General features: G+C 67.1%; 17 protein-coding genes. 3 read left to right on the plus strand and 14 right to left on the minus strand.

The annotated features are described in order from the left end of the window. Window positions 1-42 precede the first annotated feature (42 nt). A complete protein-coding gene (locus tag AC1AYP_RS05425; RefSeq protein ID WP_101622711.1) occupies window positions 43-1,836 on the plus strand; it encodes a bifunctional ADP-dependent NAD(P)H-hydrate dehydratase/NAD(P)H-hydrate epimerase in 1,794 nt (597 codons plus the stop codon). Between the two features lie 67 nt (window positions 1,837-1,903). Here AC1AYP_RS05425 and AC1AYP_RS05430 read toward each other — a convergent pair whose 3' ends face one another. The 5 genes from AC1AYP_RS05430 to kdpA form a co-directional block, all read right to left on the minus strand. After that, window positions 1,904-2,617: a response regulator gene (locus AC1AYP_RS05430; protein ID WP_476547070.1), complete on the minus strand. Its 714-nt coding sequence runs from the start codon at window positions 2,615-2,617 to the stop codon at window positions 1,904-1,906. After that, a complete protein-coding gene (locus tag AC1AYP_RS05435; protein ID WP_476544913.1) occupies window positions 2,614-5,457 on the minus strand; it encodes an ATP-binding protein in 2,844 nt (947 codons plus the stop codon). Before AC1AYP_RS05435 ends, AC1AYP_RS05430 begins: the two co-directional genes overlap by 4 nt. Before the next feature lie 130 nt (window positions 5,458-5,587). Further along, window positions 5,588-6,208, minus strand: a complete 621-nt coding sequence (gene kdpC, locus AC1AYP_RS05440) for a K(+)-transporting ATPase subunit C (protein ID WP_243394475.1) — start codon at window positions 6,206-6,208, stop codon at window positions 5,588-5,590. Between the two features lie 40 nt (window positions 6,209-6,248). Then, window positions 6,249-8,423, minus strand: coding sequence for a potassium-transporting ATPase subunit KdpB (gene kdpB, locus AC1AYP_RS05445; protein WP_101622708.1), 2,175 nt, complete (start codon window positions 8,421-8,423; stop codon window positions 6,249-6,251). Between the two features lies 1 nt (window position 8,424). After that, window positions 8,425-10,101 (minus strand): potassium-transporting ATPase subunit KdpA, encoded by a 1,677-nt coding sequence (gene kdpA / locus AC1AYP_RS05450; protein WP_101622707.1) that lies wholly within the window; start codon window positions 10,099-10,101, stop codon window positions 8,425-8,427. A gap of 541 nt (window positions 10,102-10,642) precedes the next feature. On the opposite strand from kdpA, the gene AC1AYP_RS05455 reads away from it, so the two are divergent. Together AC1AYP_RS05455 and AC1AYP_RS05460 are read left to right on the plus strand one after the other, a co-directional pair. Continuing rightward, entirely contained in the window at window positions 10,643-11,272 is a 630-nt protein-coding gene (locus AC1AYP_RS05455; protein WP_101622706.1) for an HAD family hydrolase, read from the plus strand. Window positions 11,273-11,411: 139 nt separating this feature from the next. Beyond that, window positions 11,412-12,335 carry a LysR family transcriptional regulator gene (locus tag AC1AYP_RS05460; RefSeq protein WP_101622705.1) on the plus strand — a complete coding sequence of 308 codons (924 nt, stop codon included), beginning with the start codon at window positions 11,412-11,414 and terminating at the stop codon, window positions 12,333-12,335. Window positions 12,336-12,517: 182 nt separating this feature from the next. Here AC1AYP_RS05460 and AC1AYP_RS05465 read toward each other — a convergent pair whose 3' ends face one another. From AC1AYP_RS05465 to AC1AYP_RS05505, 9 genes are all read right to left on the minus strand, one after another. Beyond that, window positions 12,518-13,672: a DUF2974 domain-containing protein gene (locus AC1AYP_RS05465; RefSeq protein ID WP_101622704.1), complete on the minus strand. Its 1,155-nt coding sequence runs from the start codon at window positions 13,670-13,672 to the stop codon at window positions 12,518-12,520. Between the two features lie 90 nt (window positions 13,673-13,762). Next, window positions 13,763-14,956 carry a cysteine desulfurase family protein gene (locus AC1AYP_RS05470; RefSeq protein ID WP_101622703.1) on the minus strand — a complete coding sequence of 398 codons (1,194 nt, stop codon included), beginning with the start codon at window positions 14,954-14,956 and terminating at the stop codon, window positions 13,763-13,765. 14 nt (window positions 14,957-14,970) lie between these two features. Further along, window positions 14,971-15,885, minus strand: a complete 915-nt coding sequence (locus tag AC1AYP_RS05475; RefSeq protein ID WP_101622702.1) for a nicotinate-nucleotide diphosphorylase — start codon at window positions 15,883-15,885, stop codon at window positions 14,971-14,973. Window positions 15,886-15,908: 23 nt separating this feature from the next. Then, entirely contained in the window at window positions 15,909-17,549 is a 1,641-nt protein-coding gene (gene nadB / locus AC1AYP_RS05480; RefSeq protein ID WP_476544916.1) for an L-aspartate oxidase, read from the minus strand. Window positions 17,550-17,577: 28 nt separating this feature from the next. Continuing rightward, the gene (gene nadA / locus AC1AYP_RS05485) at window positions 17,578-18,858 is read right to left on the minus strand and encodes a quinolinate synthase NadA (RefSeq protein WP_476512192.1); all 1,281 of its coding nucleotides are present in this window, start codon (window positions 18,856-18,858) and stop codon (window positions 17,578-17,580) included. 106 nt (window positions 18,859-18,964) lie between these two features. Then, window positions 18,965-19,783 (minus strand): NUDIX hydrolase, encoded by an 819-nt coding sequence (locus tag AC1AYP_RS05490; protein WP_165784922.1) that lies wholly within the window; start codon window positions 19,781-19,783, stop codon window positions 18,965-18,967. Window positions 19,784-19,865: 82 nt separating this feature from the next. Continuing rightward, entirely contained in the window at window positions 19,866-20,438 is a 573-nt protein-coding gene (scpB, locus tag AC1AYP_RS05495; RefSeq protein ID WP_101622699.1) for an SMC-Scp complex subunit ScpB, read from the minus strand. Beyond that, a complete protein-coding gene (locus tag AC1AYP_RS05500) occupies window positions 20,435-21,334 on the minus strand; it encodes a segregation and condensation protein A (RefSeq protein WP_476547072.1) in 900 nt (299 codons plus the stop codon). Before AC1AYP_RS05500 ends, scpB begins: the two co-directional genes overlap by 4 nt. Window positions 21,335-21,343: 9 nt before the next feature. Beyond that, window positions 21,344-22,183: a ParA family protein gene (locus AC1AYP_RS05505; RefSeq protein WP_476502333.1), complete on the minus strand. Its 840-nt coding sequence runs from the start codon at window positions 22,181-22,183 to the stop codon at window positions 21,344-21,346. Between the last annotated feature and the right edge of the window lie 6 nt (window positions 22,184-22,189).

Genomic DNA, 22,189 nt, shown 5'->3' on the forward strand with positions numbered 1-22,189 from the left:
GACGGCGCGCACAGGAGGGCGGACGGAACCTAGGAGGTCGCCATGGATACACCGAACGATGAGGAACGCCGCGAGGTCCTGCTGCACAGCGCCTTCACGGCCGCGGATGTGCGCGCGATGGAGCGTCCGCTGCTCGACGACGGGGTGCCGCTGATGCGCATGGCGGCGAACGCGGCCGCGCATACGGCCGCGAGGATGCTCGACGACGAGGGCGTCGATATCGAGGATGCGGTCGTGACGCTGCTCGCCGGCGGCGGCGACAACGGCGGCGACGGACTGTTCGCCGCGGCGCTGCTCGCCGAGGAGGGCGCCCAGGTGAACGCCGTGGCGGTGGGCCGCTCCCTGCATGACGAGGGGTTCGCCGCGTTCGTACGTGCCGGCGGCAAGGTGCTGGTGCTCGACCCCGACGCCGAGATCCCCGGCTGCGCATCCGGTTTTTCTGCGGGAGAGGCCGGCGAGCGTCTGCAGGCGGCGGTCCGTGTGGCGCGCCGTTCGCATCTGGTCATCGACGCGATGACCGGCATCGGGTTGAACGGTCCGCTGCGCGGAGTGCCCGCCGCGGTCGCCGCGGCGCTCGGCCTGCCCGCGGCGGACGCGCGCGGCGGCGACGGCCCGCTCCCCGACCGTCCGGCGCTGCCGGGTCGCGAATCGGACGGGGAGCTGCCGATGGTGCTCGCCATGGATACGCCGTCCGGTGTGGGCGTGGACGATGGCTCGCTGACGGGCGCCTACATCCCGGCGGATGAGACCGTGACGTTCGGCGCGATGAAGCCGTGCGCGATATTGCCTCCGGCGACGTTCGCCTGCGGTCGCATCACACTGGCGGACTTCGGCTTCGATCTGGACGGCGCGACGCCGCTCGTCGAGGCGACGGATCGGGAGTCGGCGTCCGAGGCGGTACGGCTTCCCCGTGTCGGCGACGCGAAATACTCGCGCGGCGTGGTCGGGCTGGTCACCGGCTCGTCGCGCTACCCCGGCGCTGCGGTGCTGACCGCGAGGGCGGCGGCGCGCACGAACGTGGGCATGGTGCGCTACCTCGGCCCGGAACGTGCGCAGGACATGGTGCTCGCGGCATTGCCTGAGGCGGTGCTCGGCAAGGGGCACGTGCAGTCGTGGGTGGTCGGTTCCGGCGTGCCGGCGGGCGATGATGCCGGCGATGACGTGCAGCGTGCGACGATCGCCGCGTTGCTCGGCCATTACGCCGCCGACGCGCAGGACGCGTCGTCGATGCCGCCGATCGTCGTGGACGCGGGCGCGCTCGACCTGCTGCCGGAGCGCGTCGTGCCACAGGTGGTGATCACGCCCCATGCGGGCGAATTGGCGCGCCTGTTGGGCGTCGCCGCGGCGCAGGTCGAGGTCGAACCGCTGCGTTGCGCCCGTCAGGCGCAGGACCGCACCGGCGCGACCGTATTGCTCAAGGGGGCGGCGACGATCGTGGTGGGCGAAGGCGCGCGCGTGCTGGTCGCGGGCGCCGCGCCGGCATGGCTGGGCACGGCCGGGGCCGGCGACGTGCTGGCCGGCATGACCGGCGCGCTGCTCGCCCAGATGGATACGGACGCCGCCGTGGACGACGTGGACGACGAGGAGCGCGCGGGCGACGGTCCCTCGCCCGCGCCGTACGATCCATGGACGGTCGCGCGCACGGCCTCGGCCGCCGCATACCTGCACGGCTCCGCGGCGGCGATCGCCTCGGAATCGGAGCAATGCGGCTGGGAGCCGCCGGAGCTGTTCGGCATGAACGCGAGCCGTCAGCGCTTCGACACGTTGGGCCATCCGATCGTCGCCTCCGACGTGATCGCTGCGATACCCGACTCGTTGGCGGACGCCATCGCCTGACGACATGGGCCCCGCATGGGAGGATTCCCGGCGGGGCCCGTTCATTTAGTTTATGGGGAGTCTGCGGTCAGTCGGCGGCGCCGGTGACGTCGAGACGGTACCCCATGCCCGTTTCGGTCTTCAGATAGCGCGGATGCGCCGGGTCGGGCTCGATCTTGCGGCGCAACTGGGAGACGTACAGGCGCAGGTAGCCGGTGTCCTTGACATGGCTGGCGCCCCAGATCGTGGTGAGCATGTCCTGCCGGGTGACGAGCTTGCCCGCGTTGCGCACGAGCACCTCCAGCACCTTCCATTCGGTGGGCGTGAGCTTGACGCGCACCTGCTGCCCCTGACGCCCACGGAACACCGCACGCGCGTTGAGGTCCACGGTCACGTCGCCGAATGCGACCGTCGGAGATTCGCTTTCCGCGGCGTTCTCCAACGTCACGCGACGCAGCAGCGCGCGGATGCGGGCGAGCAGCTCGTCGATCGAGACCGGCTTGGTCACGTAGTCGTCGGCGCCGGCGTCCAGCGCGGCGACCTTCTCACGTGCGTCGGTACGGCCCGAGACGACGAGGATGGGGGCCTCAGTCCATCCGCGCACGCCGTGGATCACGCCCATGCCGTCCATGCGGGGCATGCCGAGGTCGAGCACGAACAGGTCGGGGTGTTCGCGTACCGCCACGGTGATGCATTCGACGCCATCACGGGCAGTCACGATGTCGTAGCCCTGTGAATGCAGGGTGATCTTCAACGCCTTGAGGAACTGCGGATCGTCGTCCGCCACCAGAATCTTCATCATGCATCCGCCTCCTTCATATCCGTCATATCCGTATGCTCCTCGGTCGCGGCATTCACCGGCCGGGGGGCGTCGTCCGCTTTCGTGTCCGCCGTCACGCCGTCATGGTCCGCGGGATCGTCCGAGCCGCCGCGCATCACGCCGTAGGTGATGAACCTGTCGAGTCCGCGCTCGTCGGAACGTCCGCGGCCCGGCAACGGCAGGATGACGTCCGAGACGGCGTCCGATACCTTCAACGTGTCCTGTTCGAGGATATCCGCCGGATTCGGCAGCTCGTCCTTCGGTATCGGCTGGCCCGCCTCCAGCGAGGCGCCCGCGGCGCGCAGGGTGATGACGATGGTGAGCCCGCCGCCGGGCGTGTCCTCGGGCGATATCGAACCGCCCATCGATTCCACGAACCCCTTCGACAACGCCATGCCCAGACCGAGTCCCGTGGTGTTGTCGGTGTCGCCGAGCCGATGGAACGGCAGGAAGATGTCGTCCTTGCGCGAGTCCGGCACGCCGGGCCCCTGATCGGCGACGCGGATCTCGACCACGCCGTTGAACGCCGAGGCGGCGATGCGCACGCGTCGGTCCTTCGGCGTGAAACGGAGGGCGTTGACCACCACGTTCGACAACGCACGGCGCAGCAGGGGCGGGTCGGCCACGACCAGCGGCAGATCCGGGGCGATGTCGAGGTCGACGCTCCACGGCCCGATGCCGAGTTCGTCGAACAGGGGGATGATGGTCTCGCCCACGTCGGTGGCGACGAGCGACAACGGCAGGGCGCCTTCGCGGATGCGCGACACGTCCAGCAGGTCGGTGACGAGTTTCGTGAGCTGCTTGAGTCCGTTGGACGCGACCGACAGCAGATCCTCGCGGTCGCGGTCGCTCATCGTGGCGCCCATGCGCTCGAGTCCCGAGACCGCCGCGGTCGCGGAGGCGAGCGGACGGCGCAGATCGTGGCTCACCGCGTTGAGCAGGCCGGTGCGGACGCGCTCGGCCTGTGCGAGCGGACCGATTTCGCTGGCCTTGCGTTCCAGGTCGTTGTGCTCGAGCACGGTCTCGATCTGGGAGAGGATCGCCATGAGCATACGCTGGTCGGAGGCTTCGATGGATCTGCCGTAGAGCTTGAGCGCGGGGCCGTGCTCGTCATGGGCGATGGTCTCGGGCTCTTCGACGGACGCGCCAGCCGCCTGGTTCCCGTCGGAATCCTTCGCGGGCGCGGGCTCCCCGTCGGAGATGATGATGCGGCCGTCCTGCACGACGCGCACGCAGTCGAATCCGAACGCCTCGCGCGTGCGGTGCACGATCGCCTCCAACGGGTCGTCGCTGCGCAGCACCGAACCGGCCACGGAGGCGAGGATCTCCGACTCCGCGCTGGCGCGCTGGGCCTGCCTGGTGTGGGAGTCGGCCCTGTCGACGACGGCGGAGACGATGAGCCCCACGACGATGTACAGGATGATGGTGGCGACATCCGACGCGTGCATCACATGGAGCGTGCCCACCGGTTGCGTATACAGGAAGTCAAGCACGAGACCGCTGAGCAATGCGGACAGGGTGGCGGGGACGAAGCCGCCGATGACCGCGGCGATGACGACCAGCAGCTGGAGGATGAGCGCGTCGCGTTGGACGAACGCCATGGAGCTGAACGCCGACAACGCCCATGCGACGACAGGAACCGAGACCGCGGAGAACAGCAGTCCACCGATCGTGCGTCCCAGCGCCATGGGCGCGTGACGTCTCGACGGCATGCGGATGCCGGCCAGTCCCTTGTTGGCGAAGGTATGCGTGACGATATGCACGTCGATGTCGCCGGATTTCTCGATGATGCCGTTGGGCGTCGACGGCCTGCCCAGCCAGCGCGACAGCAGACCCCGTCTGGAGACGCCTACGATCACCTGGGTGGCGTTGTTGGCGCGCGCGAAATCGAGGAGGGCGTCGGCGATGTCCTCGCCGACGATCTGATGGAACGTGCCTCCGAGCTTCTCCACCAGGTCGCGCTGTTTGATGAGCAGCGCGGGGTTGGATCCGGCGAGACCGTCCTCGGGGGTGACGTGCACGGCGATCAGGTCGCCGCCGCCGGAAGCCCTAGCGACGCGGGCGCCGCGCCGCAGCAGCTGCTCGCCTTCGGGCCCGCCCGACAATGCGACGATGACACGCTCGCGCGTCTCCCATTTGGCTTTGATGTGGTGCTCGTCGCGGTATTGCTTGAGGGTCTCGTCGACGCGGCCGGCGAGCCATAGCAGTGCGAGCTCGCGCAGGGCCGTGAGGTTGCCGACGCGGAAGTAGTTGCTCAACGCCGCGTCGACGCGGTCCGGCTTGTACACGAGACCGGCGGAGAGTCGTTCGCGCAGTCCTTCCGGCGGAAGGTCGACGAGCTCGACGCGCGTGGCGGACCGCAGGACCTTGTCCGGCACGGTCTCCTTCTGCGTGCTGCCGGTGATGTCGCGGACCACGTCGTTGAGCGATTCGATGTGCTGCACGTTGATGGTGGTGATGACGTCGATGCCCGCATCGAGCAGGTCCATGACGTCCTGCCAGCGTTTCTCATGCACCGATCCGGGCACGTTCGTGTGGGCGAGCTCGTCGACGAGCGCGACCTGAGGGTGCCGTTCGATGACCTTGAACAGGTCCATCTCCTCAAGCCACATGCCACGGTAGCGGATGCGCCTGCGCGGCACACTCTCCAACCCCTCGGCCGCATGCTGCGTGGCCTTGCGGCCGTGCGTCTCCAACAGGGCTATGACGACGTCCTGCCCCTCCTCGGCGAGACGATGCCCCTCCTTGAGCATCGCGCAGGTCTTGCCAACGCCCGGAGCGGCGCCGAGCAGCACTCTGAACGATCCACGAGCCTCAGCCATATGCTTCCATTCCCCCGATCCCGTGCCGGTACCGCGTACTTCCCGATACCGACTGTATACGATGAACGCACCGAAGGGGTGACGGCGCAGCACTTCGCACCGTCACCCCTGTCGGTCATACGGCCGGACGTCAGTCGAGCTCGTCCAGCGCCAGATTCAGCGTGACCACGTTCACCGTGTCCTCGCCGACGAAGCCGAGACCGCGGCCGGTGGTGTTCTCACGCACCAGCTCCTCGACCTTCTCCTCGCTCAGGCCGCGCTCCTTGGCGACGCGCTTGACCTGGATGGCCGCGTACGCGGGGCTGATGGCGGGATCGAGGCCGGAGGAGGACGCGGAGACCGCGTCGGCCGGAACATCCTTGACGCTCACGCCCTCACGCTTGGCGATGGCCTTGCGCAGTTCGGTCGTGCTCTTGATGAGGTCCTCGTCGGCGTGGCCCTTGTTGGTGCCGGAGGACGCGGCCGCGTAGTAGCCCTGGTTGTCCTCGTCCTTGTTCGGGTCGGACGCGGCGGACGGACGCGACTGGAAGTACTGCGGCAGCGCGTCGCCGTTCTCGTCGGTGAAGGACTGGCCGATCAGCGAGGATCCGACGACCTCGCCCTGCGAGTTGGTGACCATCGAGCCGTTGGCCTTGTCGGGCATGCCGAGCTGGCCGATGCCGGTCATCACGAACGTGTACACGATCACGATGACGGTGAAGACCATCACGGCCTTGAACCCGGCCCAGTAGCTGCGCAGATTCAATGACATTGAGGATTTCATTGTTGCTCCTTATATGCCCTGCATCCGGTCAGAAGCCCGGGATGAGGCGGACGAACAGGTCGATAATCCAGATGCCGACGAACGGGGCGGCGATGCCGCCGAGACCGTAGATCGACAGGTTGCGGCCGAGGATCTTCTCGGAAGCCTCCGCACGGTACTTGACGCCCTTGAGCGCGAGCGGGATCAGCAGCACGATGATGATCGCGTTGAAGATGATCGCGGAGAGCACGGCGGACAGCGAGCTGTGCAGGCCCATGATGTTGAGCACGCCGAGGCCCGGGAACTTCTCCATGAACATGGCCGGGATGATGGCGAAGTACTTCGCCACGTCGTTGGCGATGGAGAAGGTGGTCAGCGCGCCGCGCGTGATGAGCAGCTGCTTGCCGATCTGGACGATGTCGATGAGCTTGGTCGGGTCGGAGTCGAGGTCGACCATGTTGCCGGCCTCCTTCGCGGCGGAGGTGCCGGAGTTCATGGCCACGCCGACATCGGACTGCGCGAGCGCGGGGGCGTCGTTGGTGCCGTCGCCGGTCATCGCGACGAGCTGGCCGTTGGCCTGCTCCTTCTTGATGTAGGCGAGCTTGTCCTCGGGCTTGGCCTCGGCGATGAAGTCGTCGACGCCTGCCTCCTTGGCGATGGCCTTGGCGGTCAGCGGGTTGTCGCCGGTGACCATGACGGTGCGGATGCCCATCTTGCGCAGGTCGGCGAAGCGCTCCTTCAGGCCCTTCTTGACGACGTCCTTGAGCTGGACGACGCCCAGCACCTTGACCTCGCCGTTGGCGTACTGCTCGGCGACGACGAGCGGGGTGCCGCCCTGTCCGGAGATGAAGTTGACCTTTTCGTGCAGGGCGTCGCGGACCTCGACGCTCATCGTGCCGCCTTCCTTGTCGATCCACGCCTCGACGGCGGAGGTCGCGCCCTTGCGGATGCGGTCGCCGTTCGGCAAATCGAGGCCGGACATGCGGGTCTCGGCCGTGAAGGCCACGTCCACGGCGCCCGGGACCTCGTCCAGATCGAAGCCTTCGGTCTTGGCGAGGGCGACGATGGACTGGCCTTCCGGGGTGGAGTCGGCCAGCGAGCTCAGAGCCGCGGCCTTGACCATCTCGGCGTGGTCCACGCCGGGGAGGGCGTGGAATTCGGAGGCCTGACGGTTGCCGTAGGTGATGGTGCCGGTCTTGTCGAGCAGCAGGGTGGTCACGTCGCCGGCGGCCTCGATGGCGCGGCCGGAGGTGGCGAGCACGTTGCGCTGGACCAGACGGTCCATGCCGGCGATGCCGATGGCGCTCAGCAGGGCGCCGATGGTGGTCGGGATGAGGCATACCAGCAGGGCGATCAGCACGGTCAGGCTCACGGAGGCGTCGACCGAGGAGGCCTGCGGGTTGATGCACAGCACGACGACCAGGAAAATGATGGTCAGCGAGCTCAGGAGGACGTCGAGCGCGATCTCGTTCGGGGTCTTCTGGCGGTTGGCGCCTTCGACCAGGGCGATCATCTTGTCGACAAAGCTCTCGCCGGGCTTCTGGGTGATGCGCACGACGATGCGGTCGGAAAGGACGCGGGTGCCGCCGGTGACGGACGAGCGGTCGCCGCCGGACTCGCGGATGACGGGGGCGGATTCGCCGGTGATGGCGGATTCGTCGACCGAGGCGATGCCGGAGATGATGTCGCCGTCGCCGGGGATGAGCTCGCCGGCGGCCACGACGACCACGTCGCCGAGCTTCAGGTCGGAGCTGGGGATCTCCTCGATGTATGCGGAGCCCTCACCCTTCTCCGGACCGCGCGCGTCGGGGTCGTTCTTCTCGTCGTATCCCTTGATGATATGCGCGGGGGTGGTGGTGCGGGTCTTGCGCAGCGCGTCGGCCTGCGCCTTGCCGCGCCCTTCGGCGACGGCTTCGGCGAGGTTCGCGAACAGCACGGTGAGCCACAGCACGACGGCGACGATCCACGTGAAGTAGACCGGCTCGCCGTTGGCGAGGGAGCCGTCGAAGATCTGGAAGATGCCAAGCAGGGTCAGGAACGCGGCGCCCACCCACACGATGAACATGACGGGGTTGTGCACCATGTTGCGCGGGTCGAACTTGCGGCACGCGTCCGGCAGGCTCTTGCCCAGCATGGCTCCGAGGGACTTGTTGTTCGATTGGTTGACGTCGCTCACGATGGAGTTCGCGTTGTTCGCGACGTCGTTGACAGTTGCGGAAGTCATATCACGCCACCAAACCTTCTGCCAACGGTCCCAGAGCAAGCGTCGGGAAGAACGTCAGCGCGGAAATCAGTACAATGACGAACACCAGCAGGACGACGAACAGGCCGTTGTCGGTCTTCATCGTGCCGGAGGTCTCCGGCACCTTGTCCTGCTTGGCGAGGGAGCCGGCCAGCGCGATCACGAGCGCGATCGGCAGGAATCGTCCGAGCAGCACGGCCAGGCCGAGCATGGTGTCGAGCCACGGGGTGTCGGCGGTGATGCCGGCGAAGGCGGAACCGTTGTTGTTGGCCGCGGAGGTGAACGCATAGACGACCTCGGAGAAGCCATGGCTGCCGCTGTTGTTGAGCGAGGTGTCGAAGATCGACTGGCGGGCGAACGGCACGGCGAAGCTCAGGGCGACGCCGGCGACGACCGTGATCGGCATGACGAGGAAGTACAGCGACGCCATCTTCATCTCGCGCGGGCCGATCTTCTTGCCGATGTACTCAGGCGTGCGGCCGACCATGAGGCCGGCGATGAACACGGCCACGATCGCCATCACGAGGATGCCGTACAGGCCGGCGCCCACACCACCCGGCGAAACCTCGCCGAGCATCATGTTGAGCATGTACATCATGCCGCCGAGCGCGGTGTACGAGTCGTGCATCGAGTTGACGGCGCCGGTGGAGGTGCTGGTGGAGGTCGTGCCGAACAGGCCGGACCACACGATGCCGAAGCGGGTCTCCTTGCCTTCCATCGAACCGCCGGTCAGCGTGGTGATCGGGTCGACGGAGAAGGACTCGGCCGTGACCACGAAGAAGAAGCTCGCGCCGAAGAGGATGACCATGGCGCCGAGCAGCGCGTAGCCCTGGCGGATGTCGCCGACCATGCGGCCGAAGGTGCGGGTGAGCGCCACCGGGATGCACAGCATGAGCAGGATCTCGATGAGGTTGGTCCACATGTTCGGGTTCTCGTACGGATGCGACGAGTTGGCGTTGAAGAAGCCGCCGCCGTTGGTGCCGAGCTCCTTGATGACCTCCTGGGAGGCGACCGGGCCCTGCATGATCTTCTGGGTGCCGCCGGCGACGGTGTTGACGTCGACGAAGCCCGCGAAGTTCTGCGCGACGCCGAGCGCGATGAGGACGACGCCCATGACGATGGCGATCGGCATGAGGATGCGCAGCGTGATGCGGGTCAGATCGACCCAGAAGTTGCCGATGGTCTCGGACTTGCGCCATGCGATGCCGCGCACCAGCGCGATCGCGACCGCGATGCCGACGGCCGCGGACACGAAGTTCTGCACGGTCAGGCCGGCGAACTGGACGGTGTAGCCGAGCGTGACGTCAGGCGAGTACGACTGCCAGTTCGTGTTGGTGACGAACGAGGCCGCGGTGTTGAACGCAAGCGGGCCTTCGACGTTCGGGAAGCCCAGCGAGAACGGCAGCCACTGCTGCACGCGCTGGAGCAGGTAGAGGACCAGGACGCTCAGCAGCGAGAAGCCGAGCAGGGCGCGCAGGTACGCCTTCCAAGTCTGGCCCTTCTTGGAGTCGACTCCGACGATCTTGTAGATCCACTTCTCGAAGAAGAAGTCCTTGTCGGACGTGACCACGTTGTACATGTAGTCGCCCAGCGGCTTGTAGATCGCCGCCAGGATGATGGCAATCAGCGCGAATGCCATGATCGCAAAAAGATATACCATGTGATGAACCTTTGTTCCCTAGACAGCTTCGATCAGAATTTCTCAGGACGGCACAGGGAATAGATCATGTAGGCGATTCCCGCCAGTCCCAGCACTACACCCAGCACGGTGAAGAACGTCATCATAGTTTGTCCACCCACTTTCCGAAGAGGTCGAACAGGACGAAGATGACAATCGTGCCCACTACATAGGCAACATCTACCCACCAGGGCATGTCTTTCTCCTTTTCATCAAACAAATCCGACGGTGCTGCGCCCGCCATGTCGGCGGGCGCGACTGCGCCATCGGGTCATTGCGTCTTCAATGCTATGGATGATGTGAAGGAACGGAAACGGTTTTTACGGGTCCCATACGCCTACGTATATGCCCGACGGCGATTCGCTAACGGTTCGCTAACACGCCCGGTCCGGAGGGGACGGACCGACAGGGATCGGCGGATCCGATAGATTCCACCCCGCCCGTACACTGGTGCCGTATCCGTTTGACCTCATATCGATACGCCCCGCATATCGATACCTTATATATCAATCAAGGAGACGCCATGCACGACTCCCCCATCACCGACGTGATCTTCGACTTCTGCGGCGTGCTGTTCGACTGGAGCACGCGCGCCTGTCTGGCGGGGCGCTTCCCCGACGATGTGGTGGACGCGATCTGCGCCGACGACGACCCGCACGGTTTCTTCCGCTACGAGGACCGCATGGACGCCGGCGAGGACTTCGCCCGCATCTATCCGGATGTGGTCCGCGAGCAGGGCGAGGACATCGCACTGATCTTCAGGTACTACATCGAACACTACGGCGACGCGCTGCCGCGCATGCTGCCGGGCATGGAGCAGCTGCTGCGCGATCTGAAATCCCACGGCTACGGCGTGTGGGGGCTGACGAACTGGTCGCACGAAACGATCCACATCGCCTTCGACAAATACCCTGTGCTGGACGACCTGCTGGACGGCACCGTCGTCTCGGGCGTGGAGAAGATGCACAAGCCGAACGCGGACATCTACGAGCTGGCGCTCTCCCGCTTCGGTCTTGAGGCGCAGCGCTGCGTGTTCTTCGACGACACCGCGAAGAACGTGGCCGGCGCGAAGGAGGTCGGCATCCATGGCCTGCTGTTCTCCGGCGCCGTGGCCGCCCGCGACTCCCTCGCCGCGCTCGGCGTGCGTCTGTAGCGGCTCGACGCGCCCCGGCCGGGCGTGCGGAGCCGCGAAGTCGGACGCGTGTCCGATGTCTCACATGGCGTCCACCGGCGTGGAAGCGACCGGCTATAACCTCACCCTTCGACCATCCCCACTGCTATAACTGATATTTATGACGCTTCTGCAACTCAAATACATCGTCAAGATCGTCGAATGCGGTTCTATGAACGAGGCCTCACACGAGCTCTATGTCTCGCAGCCGGCCCTGAGCTCCTCCGTCAAGGAATTGGAGAAGGAACTCGGCATCGAGATCTTCACCCGCTCCTCGCAGGGCATCGCCCTGACGGTCGACGGCGCTGAGTTCCTCACCTACGCACGCCAGGTCCTCGACCAGGCGTCGCTGCTCGAGGAGCGTTACAAGAACGCGAAGCCGCGCAAGCAGCTGTGCACCGTGTCCACGCAGCACTACATGTTCGCGGTCGAGGCGTTCGTCGAGATGATCGACTCCATCCACTCCGACGAATACGAGTTCACGATCCGCGAGACGCGCACGCGCGACATCATCGACTCGGTGGCGAACATGCGCTCCGACGTCGGCATCATCTACCTGTCCGACTTCAACAAGGACGTCATCGGCAAGCTGCTGCGCGAGAAGCACCTCGAGTTCCACGCGCTGTTCCGCGCGCCGCTGCACGTGTTCCTGGCGCGCACGAACCCGCTCGCTTCGAAGAAGATGGTCACGATGAAGGACTTGAAGCCCTACCCGTTCATCCAGTACGAGCAGGGAGAGGACGGCTCCTTCTTCTTCGCCGAGGAGGCCGTCTGGCCGGACTACTCCCCCAAGCAGATCAACGTGACCGACCGCGCCACGATCCTCAACTTCATCATCGGCCTCAACGGCTACACGGTGTGCACGGGCATCGACAACGGCGACCTCAACAACGAGAAGATCTGCACCGTCCCGCTCGACTCGGACGAGACGATGCTCGTCGGCTGGATCACCAACGAGCGCGCCAAGCTCTCCAAGGCCGCCGAAACCTATCTCGAGAAGCTCAAGAGCGTCGTCGCCGACCACGGCTACAAGCTCATCGACTGAACGCATTCAGGAAGCACCCGATGGCAGACACCACTCGGACGCCGATATGAGGAATGCCTTGCGCACGGCTTTTCGCCATGCGCAAGGCATTCCTCGTTCATGCGGGAAACGGCTCGATCACACTGCACCGCACGGGTTCAGGCACGCCGCCCATGCGTCACCAGCAATACGTGTTCCCCACCCTACTCCCGTCGATCGCCTCCGGGGATGACCGACGTGGCCGCGGTCGCCGCGAACCCTTTGAGCACTTCGACCATCACCCCGCGGTCCCCGGCGTCGATGCCGCGGGCCGCCACGAGCATCGCCGGCAACGATTGCGCCCAATGCGCGGTGAGCTCACCGAACGTAGGGTATCCGCCCGCCTCGAGGATGGCGAACAGACCTTCGATGAACAGCCGCCGCCGTTCGTCGTCGTACCGCGCCATCCAGTCGTTCAGCGTGCGGGCCGCGTAGCGAGCCCCGCCCGTAAGGCCGTCCGCGTGCACGAACCGGCCGTCCCTCACCTGCCAGTTCAAGGCGAAGTGCTGCATGATGCCGAGCCCGTCGCTCGTCACCACCTCATAGCCCGCCGCGGCTTGCTCACGCTGTTCGAACAGCATGCCGATGACCGACGATTCCGGCACGGACTTGTGCACCTTGGCCGATATGCGCCGGTATTCCGGCGATTCCAGAAACGCCTCGTCGAACCCCGGGCCGTCATGCGAGTACACGGCCGTGACGCGCGACGCGACGTCGTCCGGCATCGAGGCGGCCGCATACACCGCGAGGTTGCCGCCCTTGGAATGCCCTCCCACCATCAGCGGGCCGTCCCACCGGCAAGCCACGTCGGCGAGATACCGCACGGCCGCGGATTGCGAGGCGACCGGCCGGCGGAACGCCATCGTGAAGTCCTCTTTCCAGCCGACGATCGAACTGTCGGTGCCGCGAAATGCGACGTAGAGCGCGCCGTCGCCCACGTCGAACACGCACGCCGAGAACTGTTTGGTGGATGCCGCATCGAACTCATCCACATACGCGCCTACGCGCAACGCCCGCCAACGCGGGTTCTCGCACATGGCCCGCAACAGGTCGACGTTCAACTGCGGCGACCATACGCGCCCGAACATGGCGTCATAGCGTTCCGCGCGCAGCAGGTCACGGACAGGAACCATGGGGATGGCCGCGCTATCGGCATCATCGCCACCGGCGTCATCGGCATCGCCGCCGTCCCATCGCGGCACGTTGCCGGGCATGCGCGCATACGACAGCTGCGAGAGCACCAGACTGTCCACCTCGTTGAACGGATCCTCGTCGAACGTGACGAACCGCGTCCGCAGATCATCGATCACATTGCCCATGGAGACCTCCTCGCCGGCGGACGGCGAGCACCGGTTGCCGCTCCCGCACCGTCGCCATGGCCCCTACTGTACAACCGCACGTGCCGGGCGTCACCGCCGGGTGAGCTCCGTGTACGATTCCTCCAACGCGAGCGAGATCCGTTCGACCTCCTCGCGGGTGAGCGGTTCACGGAACGTCATGCGCAGCGCGGTCTTCGCGACGGAGGGCTCGAATCCCATGGCGAGCAGCGTGGCGGGAATCTCATGCCGTCCGATCGCACATGCGGAGCCGGACGAGGCGGCGATGCCGCGCGCGTCCAGGTCGACGAGCAGCGCCTCGCCGGTCACGCCGGGGAAAATGAACGACGCATGCCCGGGCAACCGTCGTTCCGGGTCTCCGGTGAGTTCGGCCCGCGGCACGACCCGCCGCACCGCGTCGATGAGCATGTCCCGCGAGGCGACGAGCTCCCGATAACGGGCGGCCATGCGCCGGTTCGACGAATCCAAGGCGATGGCGAGCGCGACCGCGCCGGCCACGTTCTGCGTGCCGGAGCGCAGACCGCGTTCCTGTCCGCCGCCGGAGAGCACCGGTTCGATGGGGGTGCGCCCGCGCACGAGCAGCGCGCCGAGTCCTTTGGGCGCGCCGAACTTGTGCCCGGAGACGCTCAGCGCGTCCACGTCCCAGTCGCGCATGCGGATGGGGATGAGTCCTGCGGCCTGCACGGCGTCGACGTGCACGGGCACGTCGTGCGCGTGTGCGATCGCCACGATCTTCTCCACGGGTTCGACGGTGCCGACCTCGTTGTTGGCGAGCATGACGCTGACGAGCGCGGTCCGTCTCCCCGCCTCGCCGTCGAGCGCCCGTCCGAGCGCGTCGAGGTCGAAGTGGGCCTCGTGGTCGACGGGGATGCGCACGACGTCGAAGCCGAACCAGCGTGCGAGCCAGTCGGCGGACGCGGAGACGGCCGGATGCTCGATTGATGAGATGACGATGCGCGGGTGCTCTCCCAGCCGTCCCATCCTCGCCATGGCGATGCCTTTGACGGCGAGGTTGTCGGATTCGGTGCCGCCGGATGTGAAGATCACATCGTCCGGTTTGGCGCCGAGGCCGGCGGCGAAGGAGGCGCGGGCCGCGTCGAGGGCGCGGGCGGCGGTCTTGCCGGGCTGGTGCACGCTTGCCGGGTTCGCGTATGCGTCGGTGAGGAACGGGGTCATCGCGGCGATGACGTCCGGGCCGACCGGTTCGGTGGCGGCCGCGTCGAGGTAGAGTTCACCGGGTTCCCGTGTCGCGGCACCGCCGTCCATCTGTTCCGTCCCGTTCATCGCAGCCAGTCCAGTCCGAGGTCGATGGAACGCACGGAGTGGGTGAGCGCGCCGACGGAGATCACGTCCACGCCGGTGGCGGCGACGGCGGCGACGCGTTCGAGCGTCATGTTGCCGCTCGCCTCGACGATGGCGCGCCCGTCGATCGCCTCGACGCCGCGGCGCGTGTCGTCGAGCGTGAAGTTGTCGAGCATGATGGTGTCGGCACCGCCGTCCAGCACGGCGGGAATCTGGTCGGGCCGGTCGACCTCCACCTCGATGTGCGTGGTGTGCCCCACCTGTTCGCGCACGTGACGGATCGCGCCGGCGAGGTCGATGCCGCGGGCGGCGAGCGCGGCGAGATGGTTGTCCTTGAGCATGACCGCGTCGGACAGACCGTAGCGATGGTTGTGCCCACCGCCGCAGACGACCGCGTGTTTCTCGAACGGTCGCAGTCCGGGCGTGGTCTTGCGTGTGTCGACGATGCGCGTGCGCGCGTAGCGGCGTGGACGGGTCACCCCGGCGTCCGTCCCGCCGGATCCCATGTATCCATCCTCGTAGATCGCGTCCACGGCGGCGACGAATGAAGCGGTCATCGTGGCGATGCCGCTCATGCGCTGCGTGAAGTTCAAGGCGACGCGTTCCGCGGTCAGGAGGCTGCGCACGGAGCCGGAGACGACGGCGAGCGCCTGCCCGGCCTTAAAGCTCTCGCCGTCGCGGATGGCGGGTTCGACAGTCACGGTCGGGTCGAGCGTGGTGAAGGCGGCGGCGAACACGTCGATGCCGCTCATCACGCCCTCCTCGCGTGCGACGAGCCGGGCGGCACCGGTCTCGTCGGCGGGGATGGTGGTCTCGCAGGTCACGTCACCATAGGGTGCGTCCTCGGCGAGCGCCGCTTCGACGGCGGCGTGGATGGTCTGTTGCGTGAGCATGAGGCTCCTTATCGCTTATCGGCTTATCGCCTGACGTAGGCGACGGAGTGCGCCCACTCGTCGCGGGGTTCGGGGAAGTCGGTGCGGGCGTGCGCGCCGCGCGATTCGGTGCGGGCGAGTGCGGCGGTCGCGGCCACGTATCCGACGGTGAGCATGTCGCGGTTCTCGAGCGCGGTCACGTCGGCATCGCCGGCGGTCGGGGCCGTCGCCGCGTGCGCGTCCGCCGCGGCGAGTCCGGCGCCGAGCTCGTCGACGGCGTGCGTGAGTCCGCTGGCGTCGCGCAGCACGCCGACGCCATGCCACATCGTGTTCTGGATGCGCGTGCGGTCCCATGCGTCCCCGGCGTCCGCGCGGTCGTCGGTGTCGATGTCGGGGCCGGCGGCGGGCGCGGCGAGCGCGACCGGCGGCTCGTCGAAGACCTCGCCGGTCGCGGAGTCGAGCAGCGGCTGCGGGTCCCACGTCGCGTCGTCCGTGTCGTGCACGGCGGCGAGTCCGGCGCGGCGGCCGTAGACGAGTCCTTCGAGCAGCGAGTTGGAGGCGAGTCGGTTCGAGCCCATGACGCCGGTGCGCGCGCATTCGCCGGCCGCGTAGAGTCCGGGGATGGAGGCGCGCGCGTCGAGGTCGGTGCGGATGCCGCCCATGTAGTAGTGCGCGGCCGGAGCGACGGGGATGGGCTCCTTGCTCCAGTCGTAGCCGAGCGAGCGCGTGTACGCGTCGATGGTCGGGAAGCGTTTGGCGAGGAACGCGGCGAGGTCGGGGTGTTCGGCGCGCATCGGGGAGACGTCGAGCATGACGGGCCTGCCGCCCTGGGCCTGCATGACGCGGAAGTTCTCGCGGGCGACGACGTCGCGCGGCGCGAGTTCGGCGCGTGGGTCCACGTCCTTCATGTAGCGGCGCCCGTGTTCGTCGAGCAGGATGGCGCCTTCGCCGCGCACGGCTTCGGAGACGAGGAAATGCTCGCCGACGGCCATCGCCGTGGGATGGAACTGGTAGAACTCGAGGTCGGCGACCTGTGCTCCCGCGCGCCATGCGGCGGCGAGTCCGTCGGCGGTGGCGACGATCGGGTTCGTGGTGTACGGGTACATGCGTCCCGCGCCGCCGGTGGCGAGAATCACTCGACCGGAGGGCAGGGTGACGTCCCGCCCGTCCTCGAGCAGTCGGACGCCGGCGATGCGGCCGTCACGCACGACGAGGTCTTTGAGGAACGCGTGTTCGACGATGTGGATGCGCGGGTTCGCACGCACCATGGCGGACACGTCGAGTTCGAGGATGCGTCCGGTGGCGTCTCCCCCGGCGTGCACGACGCGGGCGCGCGAGTGCGCGGCCTCGAGCCCGCGCAGCATGCGGCCGTGCGCGTCGCGGTCGAAGCGCACGCCGGCTGCGGCGAATTCGCGTACGCGGTCGGCGCCTTCGCGCGTGAGGATGTCGACGGCCTTCGGGTCGCACAAGCCGTGTCCGGCTGCGATGGTGTCGGCGGCGTGCAGTTTCGGGTCGTCGTCGGCGAAGATGGCCGCGGCGATACCGCCCTGGGCGTGGTAGGTGTTCGATTCGACGAGTTCGGTCTTGGTGACGAGCGTCACGTCATGGTCTTCGCCCGCCACGGCGAGCGCGGCGGACAGTCCGGCCACGCCCGCGCCGATGACGATGATGTCGGTGTCGTTCATTGCGGTTGCCTTGATTCTTGCGTGTCGTTCACGGGTGGACGCGCAGCATGCGTTCGAGCGCGACCTTGGCCTCGCGGGCGGTGCCTTCGTCCACGGTGATGCGGTTGACGACGTTGCCCTTCTCGAGGTTCTCCAGGGCCCATGCGAGGTAGGCGGGGTGGATGCGATACATGGTGGAGCAGGGGCAGACGACCGGGTCGAGGCAGAACACGGTCTTGTCGGGGTGCTGGGCGGCGAGGCGGTTGACGAGGTTGATCTCGGTGCCGACGGCGATGGCGGAGCCGGCGGGCGCGTTCTCGATCTCCTTGACGATGTACGCGGTGGAGCCGGTGCCGTCGGCGGCGTCGACGACCTGCATCGAGCATTCGGGATGCACGATGACCTTGACGCCCGGGTACGCTTTACGGGCGCGTTCGATCTGCTCGACGGTGAAACGCTGGTGCACGGAGCAGAAGCCCTTCCACAGGATCATCCTCGCGTTCGCGTAGTCGGCGGGGTCGGCCGCGCCGCCCTGCGCCTTGAACGGGTCCCACAGGGGCATCTCGCTCAGCGGGACGCCCATGGCGCGCGCCGTGTTGCGTCCGAGATGCTGGTCGGGGAAGAACAGGACGCGGCGGCCGCGGGCGAACGCCCATTCGAGCACGGCGTGCGCGTTGGACGAGGTGCATACGATGCCGCCGTGACGGCCGCAGAACGCTTTCAGGGCGGCGGACGAGTTCATGTAGGTGACGGGGACGATCGGCTGCAGGCCGTCGACGTCCGGCTTGGTGCCGCAGATCTCGCCGAGCTGCTCCCACGCCTCCTCGACCTGGTCGATGTTGGCCATGTCGGCCATCGAGCATCCGGCGGACAGGTTCGGCAGGGTCACTGTCTGTTCGGGCGTGGAGAGGATGTCGGCGGTCTCGGCCATGAAGTGCACGCCGCAGAACACGATGTGGTCGGCGTCGGGGCGTTCGGTCGCGTTTTTGGCGAGTTGGAAGGAGTCGCCGACGAAGTCGGCGTGCTCGATGATCTCGTCGCGCTGGTAGAAGTGGCCAAGGATGAGCAGCTTGGAGCCGAGGCGGCGCTTCGCGTCGCGGATGCGCTGCTGGAGCTCCTCGTCGGAGGCGTTGCGGTACTCATCGGGCAGCACCTGTTGGCGAGGCGCGTTCTTCGGCAGGCGGTCAAGCATGGAGGCGCCGGGGCCGTAGCTGGGGCGGGTGGTGTCGAAGTGCCACGGGTCGAGGGTGAGTCCCGCGTCGCAGGTGCTTTGCGCGCCGAGACGCGCGATGATCTCGTCGACGGAGGGCGCGGTGAATGTTGCGGTCATGTTCGTTCCTTTTTTGGGTATGCTTCGCCTCCCCGGGCGCGCGGTTTGCGTCGGGGTTCGAAAGCGGAGGTGATGATTGCGGAAAAGAAGGAGGGCGGAATCCGTCTCAACGCGCGAGCGCGGACATCGGATCGTCATCCACGGAGGCGGGCGGCGGATCAGGTCCGGGGATCGTACCGGTCGTGTCCGGGTGTTCACCGTCCGTGCGGCCTTCGTCGGCCTTCAGCCAGTCATACGGATTCCATGACGTGGAGGCGGCGGCCACGTACCGGTAGACGGCGGCTGGCCGGTGATTGCCGACGCGTTGCTTGACGCCGGTGTCTTCGAGCTCGCCGGAGGCGAGGATGCGGCGGCGGAAGTTGGCGAGGTCGACCGGTTCTCCGGTAACGGCCTCGACGACGTCGTGCAGTTGGCTGAGCGTGAACGTCTCGCCGACGAGGCGCGCGGCCACATCCGGGTAGGCGATCCTGGTGCGCAACCGCCATAGCGCGTAATCGATGATCGCCTTGTGGTCGAAGGCGAGCTCGGGCAGGTCGTTCTCGGGGAACCAGCGGACGTTGTCGGCTTCGACGAAGTCCTTCGCCTCCGCGGTGCCGACGAGCGCCCAGTAGACAATGGACACCATCGGCAATCCCCCATGGGATCGGCCGAGGTCGCCGAACGTGTACAGCTGTTCCAGATACCGCGGGTGCAGCGTGGTGGTCGATTCGAGCGCGGCGTATGCCGACTGTTCGAGTGACCGGTTGGCGGTCAGACCGCCGCCGGGCAACGCCCATGCTCCGAGGAACGGCTGACGCACGCGTCGCACGAGCGGCAGCCACAGGCGACTGCGCCCCGTCGAATCCTCGCCCAGGGCCAGGATCACGACGGATACGCCGACCTGCGGCGGCGCGAGCCGTCGTTCGGAGACATTGCCGATGCCCATCGTCCACTTCCGTCCGATTATGGTTTTCGTTGACGGTGCATCAGCATAGCACTACTTATAGTCAAACCGACTATAAGTAGTGCTACAGGTGGATGCCGCTGGCGTCGGCGGTGACCTCGCCGACCGAATCAGGCAGGAACGGGGCGAGCTCGGGCAGGTCGTCGAGCGAATCGAACCCCATCTTCTCGAGGAACAGGTCGGTGGTGACGAGCAACGTGGCCCGGGATTCGGCATCGACCCCCTGGCTGCGTACCAGTCCGCGCACGATGAGCGAGCGAATCACACCATCCGAGTTGACGCCGCGAATCGCGGAGATCTGCGCACGCGTGACCGGCTGCCGGTAGGCGATCACGGCGAGCGCCTCCAACGCGGCCTGACCGAGGCGCGCGGTCTGGCCGTCGGTCACGAACGCGGAGACGACCGGCTCGTACACGGCGCGGCTCGCGAACCGCCATCCTCGTGCGGTGCGGCGCAGTTCGAACCCCCGTTCCGCCACTTCGTAGGCGTCTCGCAGACGTTCCAACGCGTCGTTCACCGTCTCCTCGTCCACGCCGAGCACGCGCGCCGCATCGGCCGGCGTCAACGGCTCGTCGGCGACCATGAGCATCGCCTCCAGGCACGCCTTCAATCCGCCTGGAAACTCCTCCACGTTCATGCGAAATCCCTTTCGTCGATTGATACGGCATCCACGTCCTTGAGCACCACGGCGCCGTCCGTACCCTCGTCCGCGAACGAGGGCTGGTCCGGCATCCATCTCAGATGAAGCGCCTCATATGGTCCGGCCTGACGGAACTGCACGGAACCCTGTTTGAAGAACATGAGAACGGCGAGAAAACGTCCCACGACCTCCGCGCGCCCGTCCGCATCGGCTACGAGTTCGGCGAAGGTCATCGAGCCGTCCTCGCCCAACGCGCGCAGCCTGTCCCGGACGAGCGCGGCCTGCGCCTCCAGGTCGACCAACGGCACGTGCAGCTGGCGCGTGCTCACCGTCGTCGCCGGCATGTCGGCGAACACGCGTGCGGCGATCGATGCGAGGTCGTCGGCGCCGACCGTCCATACGAGTTCGGGCAGCATGGCCGTGACCGACTCGTCCAATTCCCCGGGATGCGGGAACCGACCCGCGTTCGCGGCGATACGCGTGCGGAAGTCACCGGCCGCCTGTTTGAACGCCCGGTACTGCAGGAGTCTGGCGAACAGCAGGTCGCGTTCGCGCAGCGCCTCCATGCCGAGCTCGTCGCGTTCGCCGGACAGGTCGGCGGGCAGCAGCGCCGCGCTCTTCGCCTCGACGAGGATCGACGCGACGTCGAGGAACGAGCTCGCCTCGTCCATGTTCGCGGCGAAGTCGAGCCCGCGCACGTAGGCGAGGAACTCCTCGGTGATCGCGGAGAGGGACACCTCGGTCAGTTCGAGCCGACGGTTGGCGACCATGCCGAGCAGCACGTCGAACGGGCCGGAGTACACGTCGAGGTTCACGGTGAAACCGGCGGGCGACGACGACGCGGCCGGCTCCCCCGCCGCGGCCGGATCCGACGCCGCCGCGGTGGTGCGCATATCGTCCATTCAGGCGATGACCCCGTTGGCGACGAGTTCGCGGGCGACCTCGCGATACTCCTTGCTGGTCTTGTGCTGCGGCGCGAAGATCGTGATCGGCGCGGCCGCCACGGTCGAGTCGGGCAGTTTGATGGAGCGGGAGATGACGGTGTGGAACACCTTGTCCTGGAACGCCTCGTAGATGCGCTGCATGACCTCCTCGCAGTGGAGGGTGCGCGTGAACATCGTGATGAGCACGCCGTACACCTTGAGCGAGGGGTTGATGCGGCTCTGCACCTTCTCGATGGACTGCATGAGCAGGGCGACGCCGCGCAGCGCGAAGAACTCGGCGGCCACCGGGATGATGACGCCGTCCGCGGCGGTCAGCGCGTTCACGGTGAGCAGGCCGAGCGACGGCTGGCAGTCGATGATGATCACGTCGTATTCGTCGCGCAGGGGCTTCAGCACCTGGGCGAGGATCTGCTCGCGCCCCACCTCGGTGACGAGCTGCACCTCGGCGGCGGACAGGTCGATGTTCGCCGGGATGATGTCGAGGTTCTCGAAGGCGGTATGGCGCACCACCTCGTGCACGTCCATGCGGAAGTCGAACAGCGCGTTGTAGATGGTCTTCTCGACGGTGTTCGCGTTGATGCCGAGGCCCACGGTGGCGGCGCCCTGCGGGTCGAAGTCGACGATGAGGCATTTGCGCCCGTACTGGCTCAGCGCGCCGGCGATGGAGATGGAGCTGGTGGTCTTGCCTACGCCGCCCTTCTGGTTGCACATGGCGATGACCCTCGCCGGGCCGTGCTGCCGCAACGGTCCGGGGGCGGGAAAGGTCTCATACTCGCGTCCAAGCATATCGGTAGGCATATGGTT

The sequence above is a fragment of the Bifidobacterium sp. LH_424 genome (genome assembly GCF_056356895.1).